Origin of the sequence: Bordetella genomosp. 8 (assembly GCF_002119685.1) — a bacterium.
Lineage (GTDB): Bacteria > Pseudomonadota > Gammaproteobacteria > Burkholderiales > Burkholderiaceae_B > Bordetella_C.
On the sequence record NZ_CP021108.1, the window covers coordinates 3,136,719 to 3,159,805 of the forward strand.

Sequence of the window (23,087 nt, forward strand, 5' to 3'; positions counted from 1 at the left end):
TAGCGCGGCATCCGCGCGCCTACTCGCGATCGGCGTATCCCGCGCTGCCGGGCACGATGCCGTCCGGCAGCGACTCGATGAAGCTGCAGATCTCGCCCGCCCTGGCCAGCCAGACCTGGTCGCGCTGTTCCATGATGTGCTCGATCACATAACGGAACTGGCGCAAGCGATGCGGCTGCCCCAGGATGAAACTGTGCAGGACGATGCTCATGACCAGGGGCCGGCGCTGGGATTCTTCCAGCATCTCGTCGAACTGGTCCAGCAGGTTCTCGCAGAACAGCTGCGACGGCGTGCGGCGCGTCACCGCCTCCAGCGAATCGTTCAGGTCGTGGGAATACGGCACCGCCAGGATGCGGCCATGCCTGGTGGTGAACCACACAGGCTGGTCGTCCAGCGGCCAGTCCATCATGTAGCGGTAACCGGCTTCCTTGAGCAGGTCCAGCGAATCGTGCGTCTGCGAAATGTAGGGCGCCAGCCACCCCATGGGCTTGCGGCCCTCGTGCCTTTCGATGGCCGCGGTGGCTTCCTGGATGACGGCGCGCTCCTCTTCGTAGCCCATGTCCCCCTGGCGTTCGGAATTGGTGCGCCCATGGCCGACGATCTCGTCGCCGCGCGCACGAAAGGCCGCGATCATCTTCGGACAGTAGTCGTAGAGCTCGGTATTCACCAGCAGCTCCAGCGGCAGCTCGTACCTGTCGGCGAATTCCAGCAGGCGCCAGGCCCCCACCCGGTTGCCGTAGTCACGCCAGGCATAGCTGCGCGTGTTCGGCTGCGCCTGCGGCGCGCCGTAGTCGTTGCCCAGGCCTTCGCCGAAGGCGAAGTGCTCCACATTCAGCGACAGGTGCACGGCCAGCCGCTTGCCGTCGGGAAAGCTGTAGTCCGGGCGATGCGCGATAGCCGAATAGTCGTAGCGTCCGTGCGTTTTCAACATGGGTGAAGTCCGCCTTGCGTCAGTGGGAAAGCGGACTCACAGCGCGAGCCCGGCCGAAAACTCGCCGATATCGGCGATCCGTTCGATCTGCATGCATGCTTCGTACAGGCGTTGCGTCGTGGCCTGGCCCCAGATCGGCTGGCCCAGCGCCATGAACTTGCCTTGCAACGCCTGCTCGGTGTGGGGCCGCTCGCGCTCGCCCTTGGTCATCTCGCAGCGGCCGGTGACGGCACCCTTGCCCGCCAGGTGCAGGGTGACGTCGCAGCGCTGCCGCCCAGGATACTCCGCCGTGTAGCCGGCGTCTTCTTCCACGAAGACGCGCTGGACCAGGGCCTGCACCGCGGGATTGGCCACCGCGGCGTCGTCGAACGACGCGAGGCCCGACCGGCCGTGGTGCAGGATGGTGGCCAGCGCGAACGGCACGGAGAACCGCCCGCCGAAACTGGTGGTGATGTCCTTGCCGTTCAGCATCGCCGCCAGCTTGTAGGCCTTGACGTCGATGCGCTCGATGTCGGCCGGGTCGATCGGGCCGCCGGCCCGCGACAGCGCGTCTTCCAGCGCGTCGATGGCGCTGTGCACGTAGCGGCCCGTGGGATGCAGCTTGAAGTAACCCATCTCCATCAGCCATTCCGCACCCAGGCCTTGCGTGACGCGGCCTTCGTCATAGCGGTCCGAGACCACCCCGCCGCCGTACACCGAGCGCACGCCGTCGATCTCCCCCTTGAAGCCCGCCTGCGCCATCTGCACGGCGATCTGCCCCATATAGGCGGAATGGCCCGAGTAGATATTGCGCACCGTCGAGCCTTCCAGCAGCGTATTGCGGCTGGTGGCCATGCCCATAGTGGCGGACATGCTGATCAGCTCGCGCATCCGGGGCGGCGTCAGGCGGCGCAGCCGGCCTACCGCGACCGCCGCGCCAATGACACCATAGGTGCCATGCGGATGGATGCTCAGACGCATATCGGCGGCGCGGCTGATGCGCGACGACACCTCGTAGCCCAGGATGGTGGCGAGCAGCAGTTCGGCGCCGGATGCGCCGGTTTCCTGCGCCACCGCCAGGGCGGCCGGCACCACCTGGATGCCGGGATGCCCCTTGGCGAACTGGTTGCCTTCGTCCAGCTCCTGCCAGCAACCGGCGCTGCCATTCAGCAGGCCCGCGTCCAGCGGGGCGGCGCGCCGGCCCGTGCCCAATACCCAGGCGCGCCCGGCCCCGGCCTGCGCCAGGTGGGCGTCGGCGAACGCCCGCATTTCCGGCAGCTGCATGCCGGACGCCACCACGGGCAGCGTATCGGCGATCACCCAGCGGCCATGCCGCAACGTGGACGCGTCCAGGTCCGCCAGACGCGTGTCGCATATGAAATCCGCCAGCCTGTCCAGGTAGTGCTGCGCCATCCCCTACTCCACCTTGATGCCGTTGGCCTTGATGACCTCGGCCCACTTCTTCGAATCGCCGGCGATATAGCTCGCAAACTCGCCAGGCGTGCTGGTGTGCGGCAGCAGGCCGGCATCGATCAGCTGCCGGCGCACGTCCGGGTCTTTCAGCACTTCCGCCGTTTCCTTGTTGATCCGGTCGATCACCGCGGGCGGCGTCCCGACCGGCGCGAACAGGCCGTACCAGGCCACCGACTCGTAGCCGGGCACGCCGGCCTGCGCGATCGTCGGCACGTCGGGCAGGACTTCCAGGCGCTGCGAGGACGTGACGCCCAGCGCGCGCAGATGGCCGGCCTTGATCTGGGCCACCGCCGGCGCCACCGCCGAGAACATGAAGTCGGTGTTGCCGGCGATCAGGTCCACCATGGCCGGACCGCCGCCCTTATAGGGAATGTTGGTCATGCGGGTGCCCGTCAGCGACATGAAAAGCTGGGTCGCCATGTCATCGGACGCGCCCACGCCGGAGGAGCCGAAGTTGAGTTTGCCGGGCTTGGCCCTGGCCATGTCGATGAAGGCCGGGACCGTGGCCGCCGGGCTGTCGGGACGCACCACCAGGACGTTGACGCCGTCGACCACCGGCGTGATCGGGGCCAGGTCCTTGATGGGGTCGAAGGGCATGTTCTTGTAGAGATAGGGCCCGATGGAGATGATGCCGGCGCTGGCCATCACGATGCTGTAGCCGTCCGGTGCCGACTTCACCACGTTCTGCGTGCCGGGAAACCCGGCAGCCCCGGCGCGGTTCTCCACCACGATGGCCTGGCCCAGCCGCGGCCCCAGGCCCTTGGCCAGGATGCGCGCCGTGACGTCCACCGAACCGCCGGCGGCGAACGGCACCACCAGCCGGATCGAACGCGACGGCCATTCCTGGGCGATGGCGGGGGTTAACCCCGAGACCAGGCAGATGACGGCCGCCCACCCTGCGTAAAGCATACGTTTCATGACATCCCCTTGTTGGATTCCGCGATCCTGACGCCGCGGATGTGGGGCACTCTAACTAGCCGGTCCAGGCTTGCACAGTCATGGAATCGTATAGGGGCATCACGAAAACTGATCGGACAGGCAGGCGTCGGGCCACCGTTGCTCCTGCACCAGCGTGCGCACGCAGTGTGTCAGTACCAGGCGGGTGCACAGGGCTGCCGGCGAAAGCTCGTCGTCGGCCAGGCTGCAGAGGACGTTGACGTGGCGGTTCTGCAGGTCGTCGATCTCGCTGAGCGCGAAGCGTTCGGCCGCGTCGGGGTAGCGCCGTACCGCCGCGCTGGGTTGGATGGTGGCGCCCAGGCCCGCGTCGACCGACTCCATCAACATTGCCAGCGAATCGATTTCCGCCACCACCATCGGCTTGACGCCGGCCCGTTGGAAGGCGGCGTCTATCTTGTTGCGCAGGCCGTGCGACTCCGTCGGCAGGATCACGGGTATGTCCTTCAAGGCGGACATTTGCGTGATCGGACCCGCCGCATGGGGGGCGCCATTGCGCGTGGACTGCACCAGGAAGAGTTTTTCTTCGATCAGCGGCTGGACGTTCCACTTGGCGGAAACGTCGACGTTGAACAGGATGGCGAAGTCCAGTTGCCGGCGCTCCAGCATGTCGGCCAGATGGCCGGACAGGCTTTCCACCATGTGCAGGCGCACGTCGGGATAGCGCTCGCGCATGGCCCGCATGAAAGGCAGCGCCAGCACCGACGCCGTGGTCGGCGCCAGTCCCACGCTGGCCGTCCCGCTCAGCCGCGCCAACTGCGCCGCGCGGCGCGCCTGTTCGGCATGGCGCAGGATCAGGCGGGCTTCCGGCAGGAATGCCAGGCCGGCCTGCGTGGCCGTAATGCCACGCGGCGTGCGGGTCAGCAGGCGCACGCTCAACTCCCCTTCCAGGCGGCTGATCTGCTGGCTGAGCGCCGATTGCACGACGCCCAGGTCCGCGGCGGCGCGGCTCATGCTGCCGACTTCGACCACTCTGACGAAATAGCGGATCTGGCGCAGCTCCATGGATGGTGCTCCGGTGCGGGTGGACGTCCTGGCCACGGGGCGGCGCCGTCCGGCTGGCATCGAACCTGCCGACGGGCTGCCGGGGAGCCTGATCCTAGCAGAAGACCCGGACCCGTCATTCCCGGGCGGCTGCCGCCTGGCCCCCGGGCCTGGCGCTATCTCACCGGAGCGGGCTCCGCCCCCACCTCCTTGCGCACCTTGGCGACCTGATCCGCGCTGACCGCGGGTGCCTGGTTGCCCCAGCTATTGCGCACGAAGGTCACCACCGCGGCAACTTCGCCGTCGGTCAGGCGATAGTCGAAGCCGGGCATCGCGTACGCCGTGGGCGCCGACCGCGTGCCCGGCATCTGCGCGCCCTTGAGCACCAGATGAATCAAAGAAGCAGGATCCTTGCTCAAGACCGTCGAGCTCTGCGCCAGCTGCGGGAAGGTTTCCGCGTAGCCCTTGCCGCTGCTACGGTGGCAGGCCGCGCAGTTGTTCAGGAAGGTGATGGCGCCATCGCTCTTGTCGCCGCCCGTGCGCAAGGCCTGGCCCGTCGCCTCGTTGTAGGCGAGCTTGGGCGTCCCTTCCTTGCCGGCGGGCTTCAGCGTCTTCAGATAGGCCGCGATGGCGTTCAGGTCGGTATCGCTCATGTATTGCGTACTGTCCTGCACCACCTGCGCCATGCCGCCGAAAGCGGCGGAATGCGCGTTGCGGCCGCTCTTCAGGAACGCGACGATGTCTTCCTTGCTCCATCCGCCCAGTCCGCTATTGACATCGCCGCGCAGGTCCTTTGCCAGCCAACCGTCGACGACGGCGCCCGAGAGGAACGCGGGACCGTCGGCGTCGGTGGATGCCTTTTCCTGCAGCGCGAAGCCGCGCGGCGTATGGCAGGCGCTGCAGTGGCCCAGGCCCTCGACCAGATAGCGTCCGCGCAGCACCTCGGCGTCGCCGGCGGTCGCCGCCTGCTGGCCGGCGCCGGGAACCGGCCCGCTCGCGACATCCGGCGCGAACAGCCCCCTCCAGATGCCCAGGGGCCAGCGCATCGATAGCGGCCACGGAATATCTGTATCCTTGTTCCGCTGGCTGACCGGCGCGACGCCGTGCATGAAATACGCGTACAGCGCCTTGACGTCATCGGGCTGGATACGGGCGTACGAGGGATAAGGCATGGCCGGGTACAGGTTGCCGGTGCCCTTGCCCACGCCATGGCGCAAGGCGCGGTCGAAGTCCTCGTAGCTGTAGCCGCCGATGCCGGTGTCCTTGTCCGGCGTAATGTTGCTGGAATACACCGTGCCTATCGGGGTCTCGAATGGCAGGCCGCCCGCATAGGGCTTGCCGCCCGGCGCGGTGTGGCAGGCCACGCAATCGGCCGCGCGCGACAGGTACTCGCCCTGCCTGATCATTTGCGCGTCCGCATTGCCGGCCGCGGGCGCCTGGGCCCATGCATGGCTAGCCGCCAGGCTGAAGGCGGCGATGAGATATGGCTTCATCATGTCGACCCCTCCTTACGCCTGCACCAGTGGGCCGGGATTCTTCAGGTATTGCTCGCGGATATGATGGGCCGACCAGTAGGCCAGCGCCGCCACCACGCCGGTCGGGTTGTAGCCCATGTTCTGCGGGAACAGGCAGGCGCCCATCACGAAGACGTTGGGAACGTCCCAGCTTTGCAGATACCGGTTGACCACGCTTTCCTTGGGATTGGTTCCCATGATCGCGCCGCCCGTGTTGTGCGTGCTCTGGTAGACGCGGGTGTCGTAGTGCGAACCCTTCTTGCGCACCGCGACGAAGTGCTTTTCGGGGTTCATGGCCTTGGCGACTTCGTCCATACGCTTGCCGAGGTAGTCGATCGTATCGAACTCGTTGTCATGCCAGTCGAAGGTCATGCGCAACAGCGGTTGGCCGAACGCATCCTTGTAGGTCGGATCCAGCGACAGATATGCATCGCGGTAGGACATCACCGATCCCGAAATGCCGATGCTCATATAACGCTGGTAGGTATCCTGCACGGCCGCCTTCCAGCCGCTGCCCCAGCGCGGCGCGCCGGGCATGGTGGGCGTCTGCGCGATGGGCCGGCCGCCATAGCGGATATGCCGGATCGACGCGCCGCCAACGAAGCCCAGCGGACCGTGATCGAACTGGTCGCCATTCAGGTCGTCCATCGACACGCCGCCCGCCCCGGTGCCGACGAAGGGATTGAGCTGCGTGCCCTTGGGCAGCAGGACATTGACCGAGCCGTTGTTCTGATACGCGTAGTTCTTGCCCACCGTACCTTCGTTGGTGACGGGATCGTACGGCTTGCCGATGCCCGACAGCAGCAGCAGGCGCACGTTGTGCATCTGGTACGCGGTCAGGATCACCAGATCGGCGGGCTGCTCGACCTCCCGTCCCTGCGGGTCGATATAGACGACGCCCGTCGCCTTCTTGCCCGAGGAATCCAGCGTGACCTTGAGCACGTGCGAATTCGCGCGCAGTTCGAAATTCGGTTTCTTCAGCAGGACGGGCAGGATGGTGGTCTGCGGCGACGCCTTGGCGTACATATAGCAGCCGTAGTTCTCGCAGAAACCGCAGAAATTACAGGGCCCCAGCCGCACGCCGTAGGGATTGGTGTACGGCTCGGACGCATTGGCGGCCGGCGCCGGATAGGGATGGAAGCCGACATCGCGCGCCGCCTTCTCGAATAGCTGGGCGCCCAGGGTGTTGGGCAGCGGCGGCACCGGATACTCCTTGCTGCGCGGACCTTCGAGGGGATTCCCCCCGGGTACGATCTTGCCCTGCAGGTTGCCCGCCTTGCCCGACGTGCCGCACACGTACTCGAACTGGGTGAAGAACGGTTCCAGTTCCTCGTAGGTCACGCCGAAATCCTGGATCGTCATGTTCTCCGGAATGAACTTCTTGCCGTAGCGTTCCTCGTAGCGCGTGCGCAGCTGCAATTCCTCGGGCAGTGCACGGTAGTGCATGCCGTTCCAATGGAAGCCCGCGCCGCCCACGCCGTTGCCCAACAGGAAGGAACCGTGTTGCCGATAGGGCACCGCAAGGTCATTCACGCCGTGGCGTATGGTCACGGTTTCCTTGGCCAGTTCCTGATAAAGCTTGCCGCGTATTGAGTACGCCAGTTCGTCGATCACCTTCGGGTATTGCGCGTCGGTCGGCGTATCCCGCATGGGGCCGCGCTCCAGCGCCAGGACGTTGAGGCCGGCGTCCGTCAGCTCCTGTCCCATGATCGCGCCGGTCCAGCCGAATCCGACCAGCACCACATCGACTTTATCTCGCTTGATCGCCATCGCTCAGCCCTTTTCTCCGGAGATGGACACAGGCCCGTACGGGTACTTGGCGTTGGGCTGGTCGGTCCAGTCCGCGAAGTCCGCGCGGGCGCCCGGGAAACCCACCATCTTCCACCCTGCCATCTGCTTGTTTCCGCCGTAGATGGGATCGGCGAAATAGCCTTCCTTGGTGTTGGAAAGCAGGAAATTGAAGAAGGTGCGGGACGGCACGTCGTCGAATGCGATCTTGCCCGAGTCGAGATCCTTCAGGATCTGCTCCTGCAGCGGCTTGTCCAGGTCGGCATAGGCCTTGCCGTGCTGCTGCTTGCACCAAGCATCGCACGCGGCGATACCGTGGCGATAGACGTCGCGCGGCGTCTGGTTGATCTGGTAGCCCAGCTCGGGCACGACGTCGGGATGAAACGGGCCTTGCATGTACCACAACTGGCCGTGGCCCCATGGGGTTTCCATCTGCCGGTCGATGAATTCCGGAACCCCTGCCTGGATGGCGCCGGCCCCGTACTGGTCCGCGGGAATCAGGTGATCCACCGCGGCGGTGACGAATTTCCATTCCGCGTCAGTGAAGTACGTCGGGCTGTAGGGCTTGGGGGGATGCGCGTCCGCCGCCGTGGCGGTCTGCGCCGGCTGATTGGTGCAGCCAGTTTGGCTGACCGCGGCGCCAGCGGCCAACGTCGAGGCCGGGACGATGGCCAACACCTGCTGCAGGAAACGCCTGCGGGGCTCTCGCTCTTGTGTCATGTCGCTTCTCCGTGGGAACCGGTGGCGAAACAACCTCTAAGAGACAACCGTGCGGGCCGTATTTCGCCGGAGCCGGACCCGGCACTTATATCAGATATCTCCTTTATAGGGACTTAACGCAGGGCTGGCATGGCTACCTATTGGAAGCTCGTGCCGCGTGTCGTGGCTTCCCACTCGTCCATCAGTTGCGACAGCTCCTTCAGGCGCGCCCGCGCCTGGTCCAAGGCATCGCCGCCCAGCAGGAGCCTGAGCGGAGGACTCGGCGAGCGCAGCGCGTCGATGATGGCACGGCCGGCCCGGTCCGGGTCGCCCTGCTGCTTGCCATGGGCCTCGAATATCGCGTCCCGCGCCTTGCCCGCGGTGTCCGCGTAGTCCGCTATCCGCGTCGCGGGTTGCTTTTCCGGGGCAAGCCCCCTGAAATCCGTCAGGAACGCCCCGGGCTCAACCACCATCGAATGGACGCCCAGGGGGGCCACTTCCTTCGCCAGTGATTCGGACATGGCTTCCAGGGCGAATTTGGTCATGTGGTAGTAGCCCACGGCGGGATAGGTCACAAAGCCCCCGATCGAACTGATGTTGACGATATGTCCGCAGCGCTTCGCGCGCATTCCGGGCAACACCGCCTTGGCGAGATTGAGCGGGCCGAACAGGTTGGTTTCGAATACCGCGCGCACCCCGGCGTCCTCGCCCTCTTCGATCGCCCCGAAATAGCCGGCTCCCGCGTTGTTCACCAGCACATCGATTCGCCCGAGCCATTCGTGCGCCAGGGCGACGGCGCTCTGGATCTGCCCAGGATCCGTGACGTCGAGCCTCGCCGTGAGCACCCGATCGCCATACCGCTCTGACAGCCCAGCCAGGCTACCCGCATCGCGGGCGGTAGCCACGACACGGTACCCGGCTTCCAGCGCCTGGCGAGCGATCGACAGCCCGAGCCCTTTGGAACATCCGGTGATCAGCCAGACAGCATTGTCATCAAGCATCGTTCTTCCTTATTCGACGCCGCGGGTCGCGGCTTGACTCCAAGCCTACGTGGCCACGATCATTCGATCATCCAGTGCAATTTTGATGGACCATGAAATCTGGTAGAACGATCACGGATCAGGCGATCGGATCCCGCTCCTTGCCCGACCTCGCAGCATTCGCGACCGTGGCCGAGCTGCGCAGCTTCACGCGAGCGGCCGCGCGGCTGGGGATATCCACCTCCATGCTCAGCTACACCATCAAGCGACTCGAGAAAGGCTTGGGTATCCCGCTGCTGCACCGGACCAGCCGAAGCGTGTCCACGACCGAAGCGGGCGAGCGGCTGCTGCGCACGCTCGCACCCGCGCTGGCATCCATCGAGGAGACGCTCGACGGCCTGGCACAGCAACATGACCACGTCACGGGGACGGTACGCATCACGGCGACGCGGCAGGCCTATGAAGCCGTGATCCGGCCGGTGCTCGGATCGTTCGCCGACCGGCACCCCGATGCGCGCGTGGAGGTATCGATCGAGTACGGATTCCGGGACATCGTCGCCGACCGCTTCGACGCGGGCATCCGCCTGGGCGAGAAGCTCGCCGACGACATGGTCGCGTTCAAGGCCGGGCCCGAGCTGCGCATGGCGGTCGTGGCCAGCCCCACTTATTTCGAGCGGCGCTCGCCACCGCGCGAGCCCAGGGACCTGGCGGGACATCGCTGCATCAACTACCGGATGGTCGCCGCCGATGCCGTGTATGCCTGGGAATTCGAGCAGAACGGCCGCCCGATCCGGGCAGCGGTGACCGGGCCCTTGCTCACCAACGAACCCGATGTGATGCTCCAGGCGGCGCTGGACGGCCTGGGCATCGCCTACGTACTGGAGCACGAGGCAGACGTGCATCTGCGCGCGGGAACGCTGGTGCGGATGCTCGAAGACTGGACGCCCTCATTTCCGGGATTCTATTTCTACTATCCGTCGCGCCGCCGCGTATCGGCGGCCCTGGCGTCGCTGGTGCGCATCCTGCGCGAACGCCATGTGGAAACCTAGTCGCCCATCGGCCCTGGCCCGTGCCCGTGCCCGCGCGCGTGGGCGCCACCTCGAGCGTCAGCGCGTCAGCCAGGGTTGTCGGGCCAAACCCTGCGCCAGGCAGGTGACGAATGCCCGGGTGGCCACCGTCTCGTCCTGCGAAGTCGGCGTCACGACATGGATGGCGCCCGAATCCGGCGTGTGCCAGCCTGGCAGGACCCGCACCAGCCGCCCATCTACCAGCGCGTCCGCCGCGGCCCATTCCGACGTCAGCAGGATGCCGTGACCGTCGCACGCGGCCGCCAACAGCGCTTCGACGTCCTCGCTTTGCACGGGCCCGCTCACGCTCACGCGATGGACCTTGCCCTCGCCGTCGCGCAATTCCCACCTCGGTCCCGGCACGTCGGGAAAGACCAGGCACGCGTGGTGTTCCAGATCGCCAGGCAGCACAGGGGCTCCGCGTCGACGCAGATACTCCGGCGACGCGCAGAGCAAGCGCGGCCGCGGCGCCACCTTGCGCGCGACCAGGCGTGCGTCGGCGACATCGCCCAGGCGAACAGCGACGTCGAAGCGCTCGGCGATCATATCGACGAAGCGGTTCTCGAACCTCAGCTCCAGCGTGACGTGCGGATGATCCGCCGCGAAGCGGCTGGCGATCGGCCACACCCACCGACGCCCGAAGTAGCCTGGGAGGGCAACCCGCAGGTTGCCGTACGGCTCGCCGCTCGACAGGCCAGCCGCTTCGCGATCCGCATGGTCCAGAGCGGCGACGATGGCGCGGCCACGCTCGAGATAGGTCCGTCCGGTCTCCGTCAGCGACACCGCGCGGGTCGTGCGCCGGAGAAGCTTGACGCCCAGGCGGGCTTCCAGCGCGGCGACGCGGCGCGAGAGCACCGTGGCGTCACGGCCGAGCCGGCGTCCAGCCCGCGTGAAGGACAGTTCCTCGGCCACGGCGATGAAGGCCAGCATTTCCACCAAGGCCGCACCCTCACCCGATTGCTGCACCGCTTGCACGACTGTTTTGGTCATATGAAGGTTTTTCCGACATATCAACAGCAATACAGTATCCGAACTTCTCTTTCGGAGCATTCCCAAATGTCGAATCACCTTCGCATCGGTCTTATCGGCGCATCGGCCAAGGGCGGATGGGCGCGCGAGTCCCATGTCCCGGCCATCCAAGGCACCGAAGGCCTGGTTTTGGAAGCCGTGGCGACCAGTCACCAGGCCAGCGCCGATGACGCCGCCCATGCGTTTGGCGCCCGGCTCGCCTTCGGCGACGCCCTGGCGATGGTCCGTTCGCCGGACGTCGACGTGGTCGCGGTCTCGGTCCGCGTGCCCCTGCATCGTGGCCTTGTGATGGCCGCGCTGGACGCCGGCAAGCATGTCCTCAGCGAGTGGCCATTGGGAACGGATGTCGCGGATGCGACGATCATGGCGGATGCGGCAAACGATGCGGCGCGCGGCGGCCGGCGCGTGGCGATCGGCCTGCAGGCCCGCTTCGCGCCCGCGGTGCAAGCCGCGCGCGAGCAGCTCGCGGCCGGACGCATCGGCCGCGTCGTCAGCGCGCGCGTGGTCTCGACCACGATCGCCCTCAACCCCAACGTCGTCGACGAGGCCGCCTATATGGAAGACCCGGCCTCGGGCGTCAACGTGTACACGATCCATGGCGGCCACACGTTCGACCTCGTCGAGGCCCTGCTCGGCCCGATCGCGGAAGCGCGCGCGCAGTTGTCGACCCTGTATCCCGTGGTCACCATGCCGGACGGCTCGCAAGCCCGGCGCGAGGTTGCGGAACACGCCCTGTTCACCGGGAGGCTCGCGAGCGGCGCGCCCTTCGGTATCGAAGTCGCCGGCGCGAGAGAGCGTGAGTGGCCTTTCATTTTCGAAGTGACCGGGACCAAAGGCACGATGGTGTTGCGCGGCGGCGGGCCGCGCGGATTCCAGGCATCGAGGCTTGCGCTGTATGTGGATGATGACGAATTCGCGCTGCCGCCGTCGGTGCTGCCCGTGTCCGCCGTGAACGTGGCGGGCGTCTATGCCGCCCTGCGCGACGATATCCTGGACGGCACGCATCGGGCCCCGCCGTTCGATCATGCGCTGAGCCTGACCCGGGCTTTGTCGGACATGGCCCAGGGACACACGGTCGGCTATGCGCCGCCGCGCTGATCGGCCCGGGACGCCTGGTGCTCGCGCAAGCAGCCCGGCCATTGACCTGCATCAAACCCCGCGCGCGGCGTCGGGCATACCCTGCGTGCCATGCGTCCATACTCCATCTTCGCCCTGCCCGCCGGCCTGCCCTCGGCGGCCCGCCGCGCGCGCCGCCACGCCCTGCTGCGGCTGGGACTGGCCTGGCTGGTGATGATGCAGGTCATGATGCTGGCCTGGCCCGCCTATGTGCGCCACGACGGCCTGGCCGCCGGCAATCTGGCGACGCTGGACTGGGCGATCGGCCTGATGAACTGGACCAGCCTGGTCCTGACCGTGCCGGTGCTAGCCTATTCCGCCTGGCCGCTGTGGCGCGGCGCCGCCCTGCGGCTGTGGCAGGGCCGTGTCGGGATGGACTTGCCAGTGGCCATCGGCATGGCGGCCGCCTTCCTGCCCAGCGTCCACGCCACCATCGTCGGCGCGGGCAACGTGTACTTCGATTCCGTGACGATGTTCGTCGCCTTCCTGCTCACCGCGCGCTACCTGGCCTTGTGCGCCCGGCAATCGCGCCATGCCGGCCGCCAGGATCGCCTGCGGCGCCTGCGTTCGCTGCTGACGCTGTACGCGGACCGGCGCGCGGCGCTCTTCTGCACGCTGCAGCTGGCCGCCACGTTCGTGACCGGGGTGGCCTGGATCTGGATCGACGCCGACCGCTTCCTGCCGGTGACCGTCGCCATGCTGGTCATCAGCTGTCCCTGCGCGATGTCGATGTCGGTGCCGTCCGTCATGGCCAGCGCGGACGCCGTCCTGGGTGGACTGCCGGATAACCAGGGCGCCGACCTCAAGGTCATCCAGGCCATCCAGGCCCTGGCCACGCGCAAGGCCATGCAGAACCTGTACGGCAGCGCGGCATTCCACCTGCTGATGATGCCGCTGGCCGCCTTCGGCTGGGTCACGCCCTGGCTGGCGGCGATCACCATGCTGGCGTCGTCGCTGGCCGTCGCCCTGAATGCCTGGGGCCTGCGCCGGCGCTGGCCCGCACGAACCGCGACGCCCGATGATCCCCCGCCCACGCCTTGGGCGGCGGTAGCCGACGGCGCCACGATCGACTTGCCAGGTCCGGCGCGCGACGACGCCTACGCCAAGGTCCCGGTGAAGCTTTCATGAGCATCCTGCTGCTCTTGCTGCCGCTGTCCCTGCTGTTCGTCGCCGCCATCGGCGGCTTCCTGGCCTGGGCCGTACTCAGCGGCCAATACGACGAAACGGATGCCACGGCGGGCAAGCTGCCGGATGGCGAATGACGCTTTCCCGCCACAGCCGCGTCCTTCCACGCACCACCTGCTCATCGGGACGCATTCCTCTTGATCGATGTCAAGCGGCAGCGCATGCCGCTGCACCATCATGGCGCCATCGCGAACCAGGGGGAGAAAACCATGCGGGACAGTCCGGCGGCGACAGCCGAAACCTTCAACTACGGCGTCGTGCGGCGCTTCGCCCTGATGACCATCGTCTGGGGCATCGTCGGCATGGCCGTCGGCGTGGTGATCGCCGCGCAATTGATCTGGCCATCCCTGAACTTCGACACCGCCTGGCTCAGCTACGGCCGCCTGCGTCCGCTGCACACCAACGCCGTGATCTTCGCCTTCGGCGGCTGCGGGCTGTTCGCCACGTCCTATTACGTCGTCCAGCGCACCTGCCAGGCGCGGCTGTTCTGCGGCTGGCTGGCCGAATTCACCTTCTGGGGCTGGCAGGCCGTCATCGTGGCCGCCGCCATCACACTGCCCATGGGCCTGACGAGCAGCAAGGAATACGCCGAACTCGAATGGCCCATCGACATCCTGATCACCCTGGTATGGGTGGCCTACGCCGTGGTGTTCTTCGGCACCATCGTCAAGCGCAGGATCCGCCATATCTACGTCGCCAACTGGTTCTTCGGCGCCTATATCCTGACCATCGCCATCCTGCACATCGTCAACAACGTCGAACTGCCGGTGACGATGTGGAAATCCTATTCGGCCTACGCCGGCGTGCAGGACGCCATGGTGCAGTGGTGGTATGGCCATAACGCGGTGGGCTTCTTCCTGACCACCAGCTTCCTGGGCATGATGTACTACTTCGTGCCCAAACAGGCCGGCCGCCCCATCTATTCCTACCGCCTGTCCATCGTCCACTTCTGGGCACTGGCCTTCACCTATATGTGGGCCGGCCCGCACCACCTGCTGTATACCTCGCTGCCGGACTGGACGCAGTCGCTGGGCATGACCTTCTCGCTGATCCTGCTGGCGCCGTCATGGGGCGGCATGATCAACGGCATCATGACCCTGCAGGGCGCCTGGCACAAGCTGCGCACCGACCCCATCCTGAAGTTCCTGGTGACCGCCCTGTCCTTCTACGGCATGGCCACCTTCGAAGGTTCGATGATGTCGATCCGCAGCGTGAACGCGCTGTCGCATTACACCGACTGGACCATCGGGCACGTGCATTCCGGCGCCCTGGGCTGGGTGGCGATGATCACCTTCGGCTCGCTCTACTACCTGATCCCGCGGCTGTACGGCAGGGACCGCATGTACAGCGTGCGCGCCATCGAGCTGCACTTCTGGGTCGCCACGCTGGGCGTGGTGCTGTACATCGCCGCGATGTGGACGGCCGGCGTGCAGCAGGGCCTGATGTGGCGCGCCACCGCGCCGGACGGCACGCTGGTCTACAGCTTCGTCGAGGAATTGAAAACGCGCGTGCCGTATTACCTGATCCGGCTGCTGGGCGGGACGCTGTTCCTGGGCGGCGTGCTGGTCATGGCCTGGAATACCTGGATGACGGTGCGCTCGGCTTCCCCGGTAAATCCCGCCATTCCCGACGCCGCTGCCACGCCCGCCGAGCTGCCGCGCGGCGAGCCCGCCGTCGCCGCCACTCCCGCTTGAAAGGCCGACCATGACACCCGGTAAGCAATCCTTCTTCTCGCACCACACGCTGGAGAAGAACATCGGCCTGATGATCATCGCCACCATCGTCGTCGTGTCGATGGCCGGGCTGGTGCAGATCATTCCGCTGTTCTTCCAGCATTCGACCACCGAGGCCGAAGCGGGTATCGAGCCCTACAGCCCGCTGCGCCTGATGGGCCGCGACGTCTATATCCGCGAAGGCTGTGTCGGCTGCCACTCGCAGCAGGTGCGCATGCTGCAGTCCGAAGTACAGCGGTACGGCCCGTATTCGACGGCCGGCGAATCGGTGTTCGACCATCCCTTCCTGTGGGGATCCAAGCGCACGGGCCCCGACCTGGCGCGTGTGGGCGAACGCTATTCCGACGCCTGGCATCGGGAACACCTGCGCGATCCGCGCGCCGTGGTGCCGGAATCGAATATGCCGGCCTACCCATGGCTGCGCACGGCCACGCTGGCCGGACAGAACGTCGCCGCCCGCATGCGCGCCCTGCGCCAGCTGGGCGTGCCGTACAGCGACCAGGACATCGCCGACGCGCCCAGGGCGCTGGAAGGCAAGACCGAGGAAGACGCGCTGGTCGCCTACCTTCAGGGGCTGGGCCTGGCCGCCCGCAAGAACATGCCGGCGCCCGCGCCGGGCACGGGGAAGTAACCATGGCCTACCTGACCGGAATCGTCACCGCCATCTCCATGGCGACCTTCGTGGGCATCATCGCCTGGGCGTGGTCGCGCGCGCGCCAGCCCGCCAATCACGCATCCGCGCTGATCCCCTTCGCGCTGCCGGAGGAATTCCACGCCCCGCAAGCCGGCAAAGGACGTCCCCATGAGTGACTTCACCACGCCTTTCTGGGGCTATTTCGTCGGTATCGTCGCCATGCTGGGCATCGTCTGGTGCCTATGGCTGCTGTACACCCAGCGCCGCTGGCTGGGCCGGAGTAATGCGCCCCCACGCCGCGCCTCCGGCTTGCTGCCCCCCGAGGGGGCCCTTTTGCCTCGGGGCGGCCCAGCGGCAAAAGACGCCAACCAGCCCGCCGACACCGGCCACGTGTGGGACGGCGACCTGACCGAACTCAACAATCCCGTGCCGCGCTGGTGGACGGTGATGTACCTGCTGATGTGCCTGTTCGCCGTCGGCTACCTGCTGCTGTTTCCCGGCCTGGGCCATTACGCGGGCACGCTGGGATATACCAGCGCCGATGACGTGCGCAGGCAGCAGGAGGCGCAGGACACCGCCACGCGGCCGCTGTACGCACGCTACGAGGCCATGCCGGTGCCGGAGATCGCGCGCGATACCAGTGCCCTGGAGATCGGCCAGCGCCTGTTCCTGAACAACTGTGCCCAATGCCACGGTTCCGACGCCAAGGGCGCACCCGGCTTTCCCAACCTGACCGACGGCGACTGGCTGTATGGCGGCGCGCCTGAGACCATCCTGCAGACCATCACCAAGGGCCGGCACGGCGTCATGCCGGCGTGGAGCGGAACGATAGACGCCCGCACCGCCTCCGACATCGCCGACTACGTACGGTCGCTGTCGGGACTGGGCGTGGACCGTTCGCGGATCTTCAACGGCAAGGACGCCTACGCGACGTATTGCGTGGCCTGCCACGGCGTCGATGCCAAGGGCAACCAGGCGCTGGGCGCGCCCAACCTGACCGACGACGTCTGGCTGTACGGCAGTTCGCAGCGCACCATCGAGGCCACCATCCTGAACGGCCGCGACAGCCGCATGCCGGCGCAGGAAGGCGTGCTGACGCCTGCGCAGATCCGCATCCTGACGGCCTGGGTATGGCGGCAGTCCAATGGAAACGCCAGTGGCGTCGACGCGGCCCCGGCTGCCGGTAACGCCGGCGACCTTGCCCGCGCCCCGGCGTCGGGCAAGCCATGACGGCGGTCGACGCCAGGATCTACGCCCGTGCCGTCACGGGCACCTTCGCGCGCTGGCGCGTCGCCCTCGTGTTCCTGACCCAGGCCCTGTTCTACGGGCTGCCCTGGCTGCAATGGGACGGCCGGCAGGCGGTGCTGTTCGATCTGGGGGCGCGGCGCTTCTACCTGTTCGGCATGGTGCTATGGCCGCAGGACATGGTCTATCTGGCCATCCTTCTGTTGATCAGCGCCGTGGGCCTGTTCCTGTTCACCGCCCTCGCGGGCCGGCTGTTCTGCGGCTACGCCTGTCCGCAGACCGTCTATTCGGAGATCTTCGCCTGGATCGAACGCCGGATCGAAGGCGACCGGTCGGCCCGGCAGCGGCTGGACCAGGCGCCCTGGTCGGCGCGCAAGCTGCGGCTCAAGGCCTGCAAGCACCTGCTGTGGCTGGCGATCGCCTGGTGGACCGGCAGCACTTTCATCGGCTACTTCGCGCCCATCCGCCAACTGGCGCACGACCTGTTCACGCTGCAGCTGGGGCCCTGGCAGTGGTTCTGGATCGTGTTCTACAGCCTGGCGACCTGGGGCAACGCGGGCTTCCTGCGCGTATCGGTATGCAAGTACATGTGCCCCTACGCCCGCTTCCAGAGCGTGATGGTGGACCGCGATACGCTGGTGGTGGCGTATGACCGAGGCCGTGGCGATCCGCGCGGCGGACGTTCGCGGCACGTCGATGCCCGCGCGCACGGCCTGGGCGACTGCGTGGATTGCGGATGGTGCGTGCAGGTGTGCCCCACCGGCATCGACATCCGCGACGGCCTGCAATACATGTGCATAGGCTGCGGCGCCTGCGTGGATGCCTGCGGCGACGTCATGAAGAAAATGCACTATGCGCCCGGCCTGATCCGCTATGCGTCGGAACGCGTGATGACGGAAGGCATATCGCGCGGCGCGGCCCTGCGGCGCCTGTTGCGCCCCCGCACCGCCGTGTACGGCACGCTGCTCGCCGCCCTGGTGCTGGCACTGGCGGGCGCGCTGTGGCTGCGCCAGCCCTTGCGCATGGACGTGATCCGCGACCGCGGCGTACTGGGCCGCGAGGTGGCCGGCGGCCTGGTGGAAAACGTGTATCGCCTGCAATTCATCAATACGTCCAACCTGCCCTTGCAGGTGGCCTTGTCCGCCGACGGGATGCAAGGCATCGTGGTCACGGCGCCGGATGGCACGGCCAGCGTCCACGTCGACGCCCTGGACAACAAGATGATCGCGGCGGTGGCCCGTGCGCCGGGTACCGGCGCCGAGCCCGGCGCGCATCGCATCGTCATACACGCGGCCGGTACCGCGCCCGACGGATCGGTCGTGCGCGCGGACGAACCGGCCAGTTTTTTCATTCCGCGCTAGCGGGCCTGCCTTGGGAGGGGAAATGAAAACGGATGACGCAATGGGCCTCGCGGTGCACCAGGCAATGGCCAAGGCGGTGGACAAGGCGGAGGCCACCGCCGCCGCACCTGCCCGCCCCTGGTACCGCGAGCCCTGGCCCTGGATCCTGATGGCGGGACCCGCGATCGCCCTGGTGGGCTGCACGGTCACGATGTACCTGGCGGCCAACCGCTACGTCGACACGCCGATCACCGAAGGCGCGACGCGGCAGGGGCTGGTCGTCACCAAGACGCCGCCGGCGACCGCCAGGCCGCCGGCGGCGCGGTAGTCCACATCAAGAATCCGTATCACCTGTCCGCGCCGCCAGCCCGCGCTACATCAGCAGGCCATTCTCGGCGGCGTAGCGCGCCAGTTCGGCATTGCTGCGCACGCCCATTTTTTCCAGGATGCGCGCACGGTAGGTGGTGACCGTCTTGGGGCTCAGGTGCAGGACTTCGGCGATGCGCGCCAGGCTCTCGCCCTTGGCGATCATTTTCAGGACTTCGAGCTCGCGGTTGGACAGGGTCTCATGCGTGGCCGCGCTGCCGCCCGCCATCATGATGGCGAACCGCTCCATCAGCGACGGACTGACGTACTTGCCGCCGGCCGCGGCCTTGCGCACCGCTTCGATCAGGGTCGTGGTGGGGCTGTCCTTGGTCAGGTAACCGGCGGCCCCCAGCTTCAGGGCGCGCACGGCGTAGATATCCTCGGCATAGGTGCTCAACACCAGCACCGCCAACCCGGGCCGTTCGGCGCGCAGCGATTGCAACAGGTCCAGGCCGTTCTTGCCCGGCATGGCGATATCGATCAGCGCGACGTCAAATTCCTGTTCCTTGACGCGTTCAAGCGCCTGCCTGGCGTTTTCCGCTTCGCCGGCGACCTGGATATCGGCGGCCGAGCTGAGCATCAGCCGCACGCCGTTGCGCACGACGGTATGGTCGTCGACCAGCAGGACCTTGATATGTTCACCGGCCATCGTTATCCGCCAGGGGTAATCGCAGGGCCACGCGCGTGCCGCGCCCCGCCGTGCTCGACACCGTCAACTGGCCGCCGAAATGGCGGGTACGTTCCTGCATTCCCTGGATGCCCCAGGAGTGGCCCTCCGCCGGCGGCTCGTCGGCGAAGCCCTTGCCATCGTCGCAGATCTCCAGCAGCACCACGCCGTCCTTGACCGCGGCATGCACGGAAACCAGCGACGCGTCCGCGTGTCGGACAACGTTGGTCAGGGATTCCTGCACGATGCGGAACAACATGATGCTGCGGTCGGCGTCGACCTCGGTCACCGATGCCGATGGCGCGATGATGCAATCGCATACCAGGCCGAAGCGGTTCTCGACCTGGCTGACGTGCCAGGCGATGGCTTCCCACACGCCCAGCTGGTCCAGCACGCTGGGACGCAAGTCATTGATCACGCGGCGCACCGCCTGGATCGCCTCTTCCGTCAGCCTGGCGGCTTCCACCAGCAGCGGATCGGGCGTGCCGCCGGCCTGGGCGATGCGTTCGGCCGATACCGACACGTGGGCCTTGATTCCCGTCAACAGGGCGCCCAGTTCGTCGTGGATTTCCTGCGCGATGCGCTTGCGCTCGCTTTCCTTGATGCTTTCCTGGTGCGCCGCCAGCCGCCGCAGCGCCTCGCGCGACTGCCGCAAGGTTTCCTCGGCCAGCTTGTCCTGGGTGATGTCGATCAGGATGCCTTGCAGGAACAGCTTGCGGCCGGCCGGGTCGCGCACGACCTCGGCCTCGTCGCGGAACCAGCGCTCGCGGCCGTCCCTGCCCGTCAGGCGGTATTCCAGCCGCATGGGCGTGCCCTGGGCCAGGTTGCCGGCGATCGCCGCCACGGCACGCGCCCGGTCGGAAGGATGGATGGCGGACAGGCGCAGGCTCGGGTCCGCCAGCCATTCCTCGGCGGTGTAGCCCAGCGTGCGCACCTGCGGGCTGACGTAGCGGTACGCGCCCTCCGCGCCGAGTTCGCGCACGTAGGTGATGGCCTGCGTCTGTTCCACCAGCGTGCGGAACATGGCCTCGGCCTGGCGCTTGTCCTCGAGCAGGCGCTGCCCGCGCAGCATCCGTTCGATGGCGGCCGGCAAGGCCGGCAGGTAATGGCGGTCCTGGTCCTTATACAGGTAGTCGCGCGCGCCATGGCGCATCATCTCCACGGCGACGGTCGCGCTTTCCTCGCCTGTCAGCGCCAGCACCGGGATCGGAACCTCACCGGCGCCATCGGCCAGCGCGGCCAGGAACTCCAGTCCGGTCTGGTCCGGCAGGCGGTAATCCAGCAGGACGGCGTCGAAGTCTTCCGAACGCAGGCGCTGCAGCGCGTCCTGCGCGGTTTCGGTCTCGACGATGTCGAACTGATGGCTCTGATCCGCCGCCAGCGCGCGACGGCAGGCGATGCGGTCGACCACATCGTCTTCCACCAGCAGGATACGGATGCGTGGCTTGCCCATATCGGCCCTGCTATCGTCCGCGCCGGCTACGGCAGTTCACTGATGGTCCAGTAAAGATCGATGGATCGCATCACGCCGACGAACTGCCGGTAGTCCACCGGCTTGGCGATGTAGCCGGCCACGCTCATGTTGAAGCTGTTGATCTTGTCCTGCTGCTCTTCCGATGTGGTCAGCACGATGACCGGCAGACGCCGCAGCTGCTCGTCGGCCTTGATGACGTGCAGGAACTCGATGCCGTTCATCACGGGCATGTTCAAGTCCAGCAGGATGATGCAAGGGCGCTCGTTGCCCGCGTCACGCAGGTATTCGATGGCTTCTTCGCCATTTTCCCGGCGCACCAGCGGGTTCGCGACATTGATTTCCTTGAGCGCCCGCTTGACGGTCATGGCGTCGACCGTATCGTCTTCGACCAGCAGTATGGGACTCGTCGTGGTTTTCATGAGGGCATTTCCGGTTCGGCCGGCGTCGGGTTCGCATCCAGGATAGGAAGGGTGAACGAGAATGTGGTCCCGGCGCCGAGGACGGATTGTACGTAGATCTCGGAGCCGTACATTTCGACGATTTTCTTGACCAAGGTCAAGCCGACGCCAGTGCTTTCGATGCGGTCACGCGGCGCCAGGGTCTGGAACAGCTGGAAAATCCGTTCATGATGGCGTTCTTCGATGCCCGGGCCGTTGTCCGCCACGGCGAAACGCCACCGCTCGCCGGCAGGCTCGCAGCTGATGCGGACGACGCCCTCCGGCTTGTCCATGTATTTGATTGCATTTGAAAGCAAATTCTGGAAGAGCTGCTGCATCCGGGTGCGGTCGGCATGGACGACCGGCAGCGGGTCTTCCACGCGCACCTCGATATGCGGCGGTGGGGCCAGCAGATCGACGATTTCGCGCACCAGGACATCCAGATCCACCGACACACGGGCCTCCTTGATGCGGCCGATGCGCGAGTACTCGAGTATGCCATCGATCAGGCCGCTCATGCGATGGACGCGGCCCACCAGCAGGCGCAGATGTTCGCGACCTTCGTCGTCGAGCCTGTCCGCGTAGTCTTCCACCAGCCAGTTGGCCAGCGAGCTGATGCCGCGCAGCGGCGCCTTCAGGTCGTGCGAGACGATGTAGGCGAAGTTGGTCAGCTCCTCGTTGGCGCTGGTGACTTCGCGCAGCAGTTCGGCGTAGCGTGCCTCCGCGCGCTTGCGTTCGGTGATGTCGCGGACCATGCCGGTGAACATGCGACGATCCCCCACCCGCATTTCGGCCACCGCCAGGTCCATCGGGAACACGGCGCCGCCCTTGCGCATGCCCAGCACTTCGCGGCCGATGCCGATGATTTTCTTTTCACCCGTGTCCAGGTAGTTGTCCAGGTAGCGGTCGTGCATCTCCCGGTACGGGCTGGGCATCAGCATGGACACGTTGCGACCCATCACTTCATCCTCGGTGTAGCCGAATACCCGCACAGCGGCCGGATTGAAGCGTTCGATGCGGCCCTGCTCGTCGATGGTGACGATGGCGTCCACGGCGGTATCGAATACCGCGCGCAGGCGTGCTTCGTTGTCCCGCACCGCCTGTTCCGCCTGTTTGCGCGCACGGATGTCGCGGATGCTGATCATGTGCAGCTTCAGGCCCCAGTGCGTGGCCAGCGGCGAGATGCAGATTTCCACCGGCAGCGTGCTGCCGTCGGCGCGACGGCCGGCCACTTCGAGGACCTCGGCCGGGTCGCCGGCCGCCGGGTCGCCGTCGCCAACGCGCTCGCCCAGGGTGACGTCGGGCAGGATATCGTTCAGCCGCACGCCGCCGAGTCCGTCGACAGGATGCCCGAACAATCGTGCCGTGGCGCTGTTGCCGATCAGGATACGGCCTTGCGCGTCGGTGATGACGATGGCTTCCTTGGCCGATCGTATGAGCCAGTCCAGGGTCTGGCTTTCCAGCAGGTGGTCTTTCATGCGATGGCGTCGGG

General features: G+C 66.7%; 22 protein-coding genes and 1 pseudogene. 10 read left to right on the forward strand and 13 right to left on the reverse strand.

Going from position 1 to position 23,087, the window contains the following annotated elements:
* Positions 1 to 19: 19 nt before the first annotated feature.
* The 8 genes from CAL12_RS14265 to CAL12_RS14300 all read right to left on the reverse strand — a co-directional run bounded on the left by CAL12_RS14265 (position 20) and on the right by CAL12_RS14300 (position 9,323).
* Complete coding sequence (locus CAL12_RS14265) at positions 20 to 931, reverse strand: polysaccharide deacetylase family protein (RefSeq protein ID WP_086065050.1); 912 nt, start codon at positions 929 to 931, stop codon at positions 20 to 22.
* 36 nt (positions 932 to 967) lie between these two features.
* Positions 968 to 2,323 carry an MmgE/PrpD family protein gene (locus CAL12_RS14270; protein ID WP_086065051.1) on the reverse strand — a complete coding sequence of 452 codons (1,356 nt, stop codon included), beginning with the start codon at positions 2,321 to 2,323 and terminating at the stop codon, positions 968 to 970.
* A gap of 3 nt (positions 2,324 to 2,326) precedes the next feature.
* On the reverse strand, positions 2,327 to 3,301 hold the full coding sequence (locus tag CAL12_RS14275) for a Bug family tripartite tricarboxylate transporter substrate binding protein (RefSeq protein ID WP_086065052.1): 975 nt from the start codon (positions 3,299 to 3,301) through the stop codon (positions 2,327 to 2,329).
* A gap of 99 nt (positions 3,302 to 3,400) precedes the next feature.
* Complete coding sequence (locus CAL12_RS14280; RefSeq protein WP_086065053.1) at positions 3,401 to 4,342, reverse strand: LysR family transcriptional regulator; 942 nt, start codon at positions 4,340 to 4,342, stop codon at positions 3,401 to 3,403.
* A gap of 155 nt (positions 4,343 to 4,497) precedes the next feature.
* The gene (locus CAL12_RS14285) at positions 4,498 to 5,817 is read right to left on the reverse strand and encodes a cytochrome c (protein WP_086065054.1); all 1,320 of its coding nucleotides are present in this window, start codon (positions 5,815 to 5,817) and stop codon (positions 4,498 to 4,500) included.
* A gap of 12 nt (positions 5,818 to 5,829) precedes the next feature.
* Positions 5,830 to 7,605 (reverse strand): GMC family oxidoreductase, encoded by a 1,776-nt coding sequence (locus CAL12_RS14290; protein ID WP_086065055.1) that lies wholly within the window; start codon positions 7,603 to 7,605, stop codon positions 5,830 to 5,832.
* Positions 7,606 to 7,608: 3 nt separating this feature from the next.
* A complete protein-coding gene (locus tag CAL12_RS14295) occupies positions 7,609 to 8,343 on the reverse strand; it encodes a gluconate 2-dehydrogenase subunit 3 family protein (RefSeq protein ID WP_086065056.1) in 735 nt (244 codons plus the stop codon).
* Positions 8,344 to 8,480: 137 nt separating this feature from the next.
* A complete protein-coding gene (locus CAL12_RS14300) occupies positions 8,481 to 9,323 on the reverse strand; it encodes an oxidoreductase (RefSeq protein ID WP_086065057.1) in 843 nt (280 codons plus the stop codon).
* A 140-nt stretch (positions 9,324 to 9,463) separates the two neighbouring features.
* Between CAL12_RS14300 and CAL12_RS14305 the strand changes: the two genes are divergently transcribed.
* Entirely contained in the window at positions 9,464 to 10,351 is an 888-nt protein-coding gene (locus CAL12_RS14305; protein ID WP_232464505.1) for a LysR family transcriptional regulator, read from the forward strand.
* A gap of 57 nt (positions 10,352 to 10,408) precedes the next feature.
* On the opposite strand, the gene CAL12_RS14310 is transcribed toward CAL12_RS14305, so the two are convergent.
* A complete protein-coding gene (locus CAL12_RS14310) occupies positions 10,409 to 11,359 on the reverse strand; it encodes a LysR family transcriptional regulator (protein ID WP_198298244.1) in 951 nt (316 codons plus the stop codon).
* Between CAL12_RS14310 and CAL12_RS14315 the strand changes: the two genes are divergently transcribed.
* From CAL12_RS14315 to CAL12_RS14355, 9 genes and pseudogenes are all read left to right on the forward strand, one after another.
* The gene (locus CAL12_RS14315) at positions 11,327 to 12,496 is read left to right on the forward strand and encodes a Gfo/Idh/MocA family protein (protein WP_157792990.1); all 1,170 of its coding nucleotides are present in this window, start codon (positions 11,327 to 11,329) and stop codon (positions 12,494 to 12,496) included. The genes CAL12_RS14310 and CAL12_RS14315 overlap by 33 nt on opposite strands.
* A gap of 90 nt (positions 12,497 to 12,586) precedes the next feature.
* Positions 12,587 to 13,642 (forward strand): hypothetical protein, encoded by a 1,056-nt coding sequence (locus tag CAL12_RS14320; protein ID WP_232464507.1) that lies wholly within the window; start codon positions 12,587 to 12,589, stop codon positions 13,640 to 13,642.
* On the forward strand, positions 13,639 to 13,776 hold the full coding sequence (gene ccoS / locus CAL12_RS14325; protein ID WP_086065060.1) for a cbb3-type cytochrome oxidase assembly protein CcoS: 138 nt from the start codon (positions 13,639 to 13,641) through the stop codon (positions 13,774 to 13,776). The genes CAL12_RS14320 and ccoS overlap by 4 nt, the downstream gene beginning before the upstream one ends.
* 132 nt (positions 13,777 to 13,908) lie before the next feature.
* Complete coding sequence (gene ccoN, locus CAL12_RS14330) at positions 13,909 to 15,393, forward strand: cytochrome-c oxidase, cbb3-type subunit I (protein WP_232464903.1); 1,485 nt, start codon at positions 13,909 to 13,911, stop codon at positions 15,391 to 15,393.
* A gap of 10 nt (positions 15,394 to 15,403) precedes the next feature.
* Complete coding sequence (gene ccoO, locus CAL12_RS14335) at positions 15,404 to 16,063, forward strand: cytochrome-c oxidase, cbb3-type subunit II (protein ID WP_086065061.1); 660 nt, start codon at positions 15,404 to 15,406, stop codon at positions 16,061 to 16,063.
* Between the two features lie 2 nt (positions 16,064 to 16,065).
* A complete protein-coding gene (locus tag CAL12_RS14340; RefSeq protein WP_086065062.1) occupies positions 16,066 to 16,242 on the forward strand; it encodes a cbb3-type cytochrome oxidase subunit 3 in 177 nt (58 codons plus the stop codon).
* Complete coding sequence (ccoP, locus tag CAL12_RS14345) at positions 16,235 to 17,296, forward strand: cytochrome-c oxidase, cbb3-type subunit III (RefSeq protein WP_086065063.1); 1,062 nt, start codon at positions 16,235 to 16,237, stop codon at positions 17,294 to 17,296. The genes CAL12_RS14340 and ccoP overlap by 8 nt, the downstream gene beginning before the upstream one ends.
* Positions 17,275 to 18,672 (forward strand): annotated as a pseudogene (ccoG, locus tag CAL12_RS14350) (cytochrome c oxidase accessory protein CcoG); the annotation flags it as partial. The gene ccoP and the pseudogene ccoG, both read left to right, overlap by 22 nt.
* A gap of 22 nt (positions 18,673 to 18,694) precedes the next feature.
* Complete coding sequence (locus CAL12_RS14355; RefSeq protein ID WP_420042724.1) at positions 18,695 to 18,979, forward strand: hypothetical protein; 285 nt, start codon at positions 18,695 to 18,697, stop codon at positions 18,977 to 18,979.
* Between the two features lie 45 nt (positions 18,980 to 19,024).
* Here CAL12_RS14355 and CAL12_RS14360 read toward each other — a convergent pair whose 3' ends face one another.
* From CAL12_RS14360 to CAL12_RS14375, 4 genes are read right to left on the reverse strand one after another with little or no spacing between them, the layout of a single operon-like run.
* Positions 19,025 to 19,666 carry a response regulator gene (locus CAL12_RS14360; protein ID WP_086065065.1) on the reverse strand — a complete coding sequence of 214 codons (642 nt, stop codon included), beginning with the start codon at positions 19,664 to 19,666 and terminating at the stop codon, positions 19,025 to 19,027.
* On the reverse strand, positions 19,656 to 21,137 hold the full coding sequence (locus CAL12_RS14365) for a hybrid sensor histidine kinase/response regulator (protein WP_086065066.1): 1,482 nt from the start codon (positions 21,135 to 21,137) through the stop codon (positions 19,656 to 19,658). Before CAL12_RS14365 ends, CAL12_RS14360 begins: the two co-directional genes overlap by 11 nt.
* A gap of 26 nt (positions 21,138 to 21,163) precedes the next feature.
* Positions 21,164 to 21,577 (reverse strand): response regulator, encoded by a 414-nt coding sequence (locus tag CAL12_RS14370; protein WP_086065067.1) that lies wholly within the window; start codon positions 21,575 to 21,577, stop codon positions 21,164 to 21,166.
* Positions 21,574 to 23,073, reverse strand: a complete 1,500-nt coding sequence (locus tag CAL12_RS14375) for a sensor histidine kinase (protein WP_086065068.1) — start codon at positions 23,071 to 23,073, stop codon at positions 21,574 to 21,576. The genes CAL12_RS14370 and CAL12_RS14375 overlap by 4 nt, the downstream gene beginning before the upstream one ends.
* Positions 23,074 to 23,087: the final 14 nt, after the last annotated feature.

What these genes read in the sequence shown, in the direction of transcription:
- CAL12_RS14265 (WP_086065050.1), bottom strand. Translation starts at nt 931, where the DNA reads ATGTTGAAAACGCACGGACGCTACGACTATTCGGCTATCGCGCATCGC.
- CAL12_RS14270 (WP_086065051.1), bottom strand. Translation starts at nt 2,323, where the DNA reads ATGGCGCAGCACTACCTGGACAGGCTGGCGGATTTCATATGCGACACG.
- CAL12_RS14275 (WP_086065052.1), bottom strand. Translation starts at nt 3,301, where the DNA reads ATGAAACGTATGCTTTACGCAGGGTGGGCGGCCGTCATCTGCCTGGTC.
- CAL12_RS14280 (WP_086065053.1), bottom strand. Translation starts at nt 4,342, where the DNA reads ATGGAGCTGCGCCAGATCCGCTATTTCGTCAGAGTGGTCGAAGTCGGC.
- CAL12_RS14285 (WP_086065054.1), bottom strand. Translation starts at nt 5,817, where the DNA reads ATGATGAAGCCATATCTCATCGCCGCCTTCAGCCTGGCGGCTAGCCAT.
- CAL12_RS14290 (WP_086065055.1), bottom strand. Translation starts at nt 7,605, where the DNA reads ATGGCGATCAAGCGAGATAAAGTCGATGTGGTGCTGGTCGGATTCGGC.
- CAL12_RS14295 (WP_086065056.1), bottom strand. Translation starts at nt 8,343, where the DNA reads ATGACACAAGAGCGAGAGCCCCGCAGGCGTTTCCTGCAGCAGGTGTTG.
- CAL12_RS14300 (WP_086065057.1), bottom strand. Translation starts at nt 9,323, where the DNA reads ATGCTTGATGACAATGCTGTCTGGCTGATCACCGGATGTTCCAAAGGG.
- CAL12_RS14310 (WP_198298244.1), bottom strand. Translation starts at nt 11,359, where the DNA reads ATGACCAAAACAGTCGTGCAAGCGGTGCAGCAATCGGGTGAGGGTGCG.
- CAL12_RS14320 (WP_232464507.1), top strand. Translation starts at nt 12,587, where the DNA reads ATGCGTCCATACTCCATCTTCGCCCTGCCCGCCGGCCTGCCCTCGGCG.
- ccoS (WP_086065060.1), top strand. Translation starts at nt 13,639, where the DNA reads ATGAGCATCCTGCTGCTCTTGCTGCCGCTGTCCCTGCTGTTCGTCGCC.
- ccoN (WP_232464903.1), top strand. Translation starts at nt 13,909, where the DNA reads ATGCGGGACAGTCCGGCGGCGACAGCCGAAACCTTCAACTACGGCGTC.
- ccoO (WP_086065061.1), top strand. Translation starts at nt 15,404, where the DNA reads ATGACACCCGGTAAGCAATCCTTCTTCTCGCACCACACGCTGGAGAAG.
- CAL12_RS14340 (WP_086065062.1), top strand. Translation starts at nt 16,066, where the DNA reads ATGGCCTACCTGACCGGAATCGTCACCGCCATCTCCATGGCGACCTTC.
- ccoP (WP_086065063.1), top strand. Translation starts at nt 16,235, where the DNA reads ATGAGTGACTTCACCACGCCTTTCTGGGGCTATTTCGTCGGTATCGTC.
- CAL12_RS14355 (WP_420042724.1), top strand. Translation starts at nt 18,695, where the DNA reads ATGAAAACGGATGACGCAATGGGCCTCGCGGTGCACCAGGCAATGGCC.
- CAL12_RS14360 (WP_086065065.1), bottom strand. Translation starts at nt 19,666, where the DNA reads ATGGCCGGTGAACATATCAAGGTCCTGCTGGTCGACGACCATACCGTC.
- CAL12_RS14365 (WP_086065066.1), bottom strand. Translation starts at nt 21,137, where the DNA reads ATGGGCAAGCCACGCATCCGTATCCTGCTGGTGGAAGACGATGTGGTC.
- CAL12_RS14370 (WP_086065067.1), bottom strand. Translation starts at nt 21,577, where the DNA reads ATGAAAACCACGACGAGTCCCATACTGCTGGTCGAAGACGATACGGTC.
- CAL12_RS14375 (WP_086065068.1), bottom strand. Translation starts at nt 23,073, where the DNA reads ATGAAAGACCACCTGCTGGAAAGCCAGACCCTGGACTGGCTCATACGA.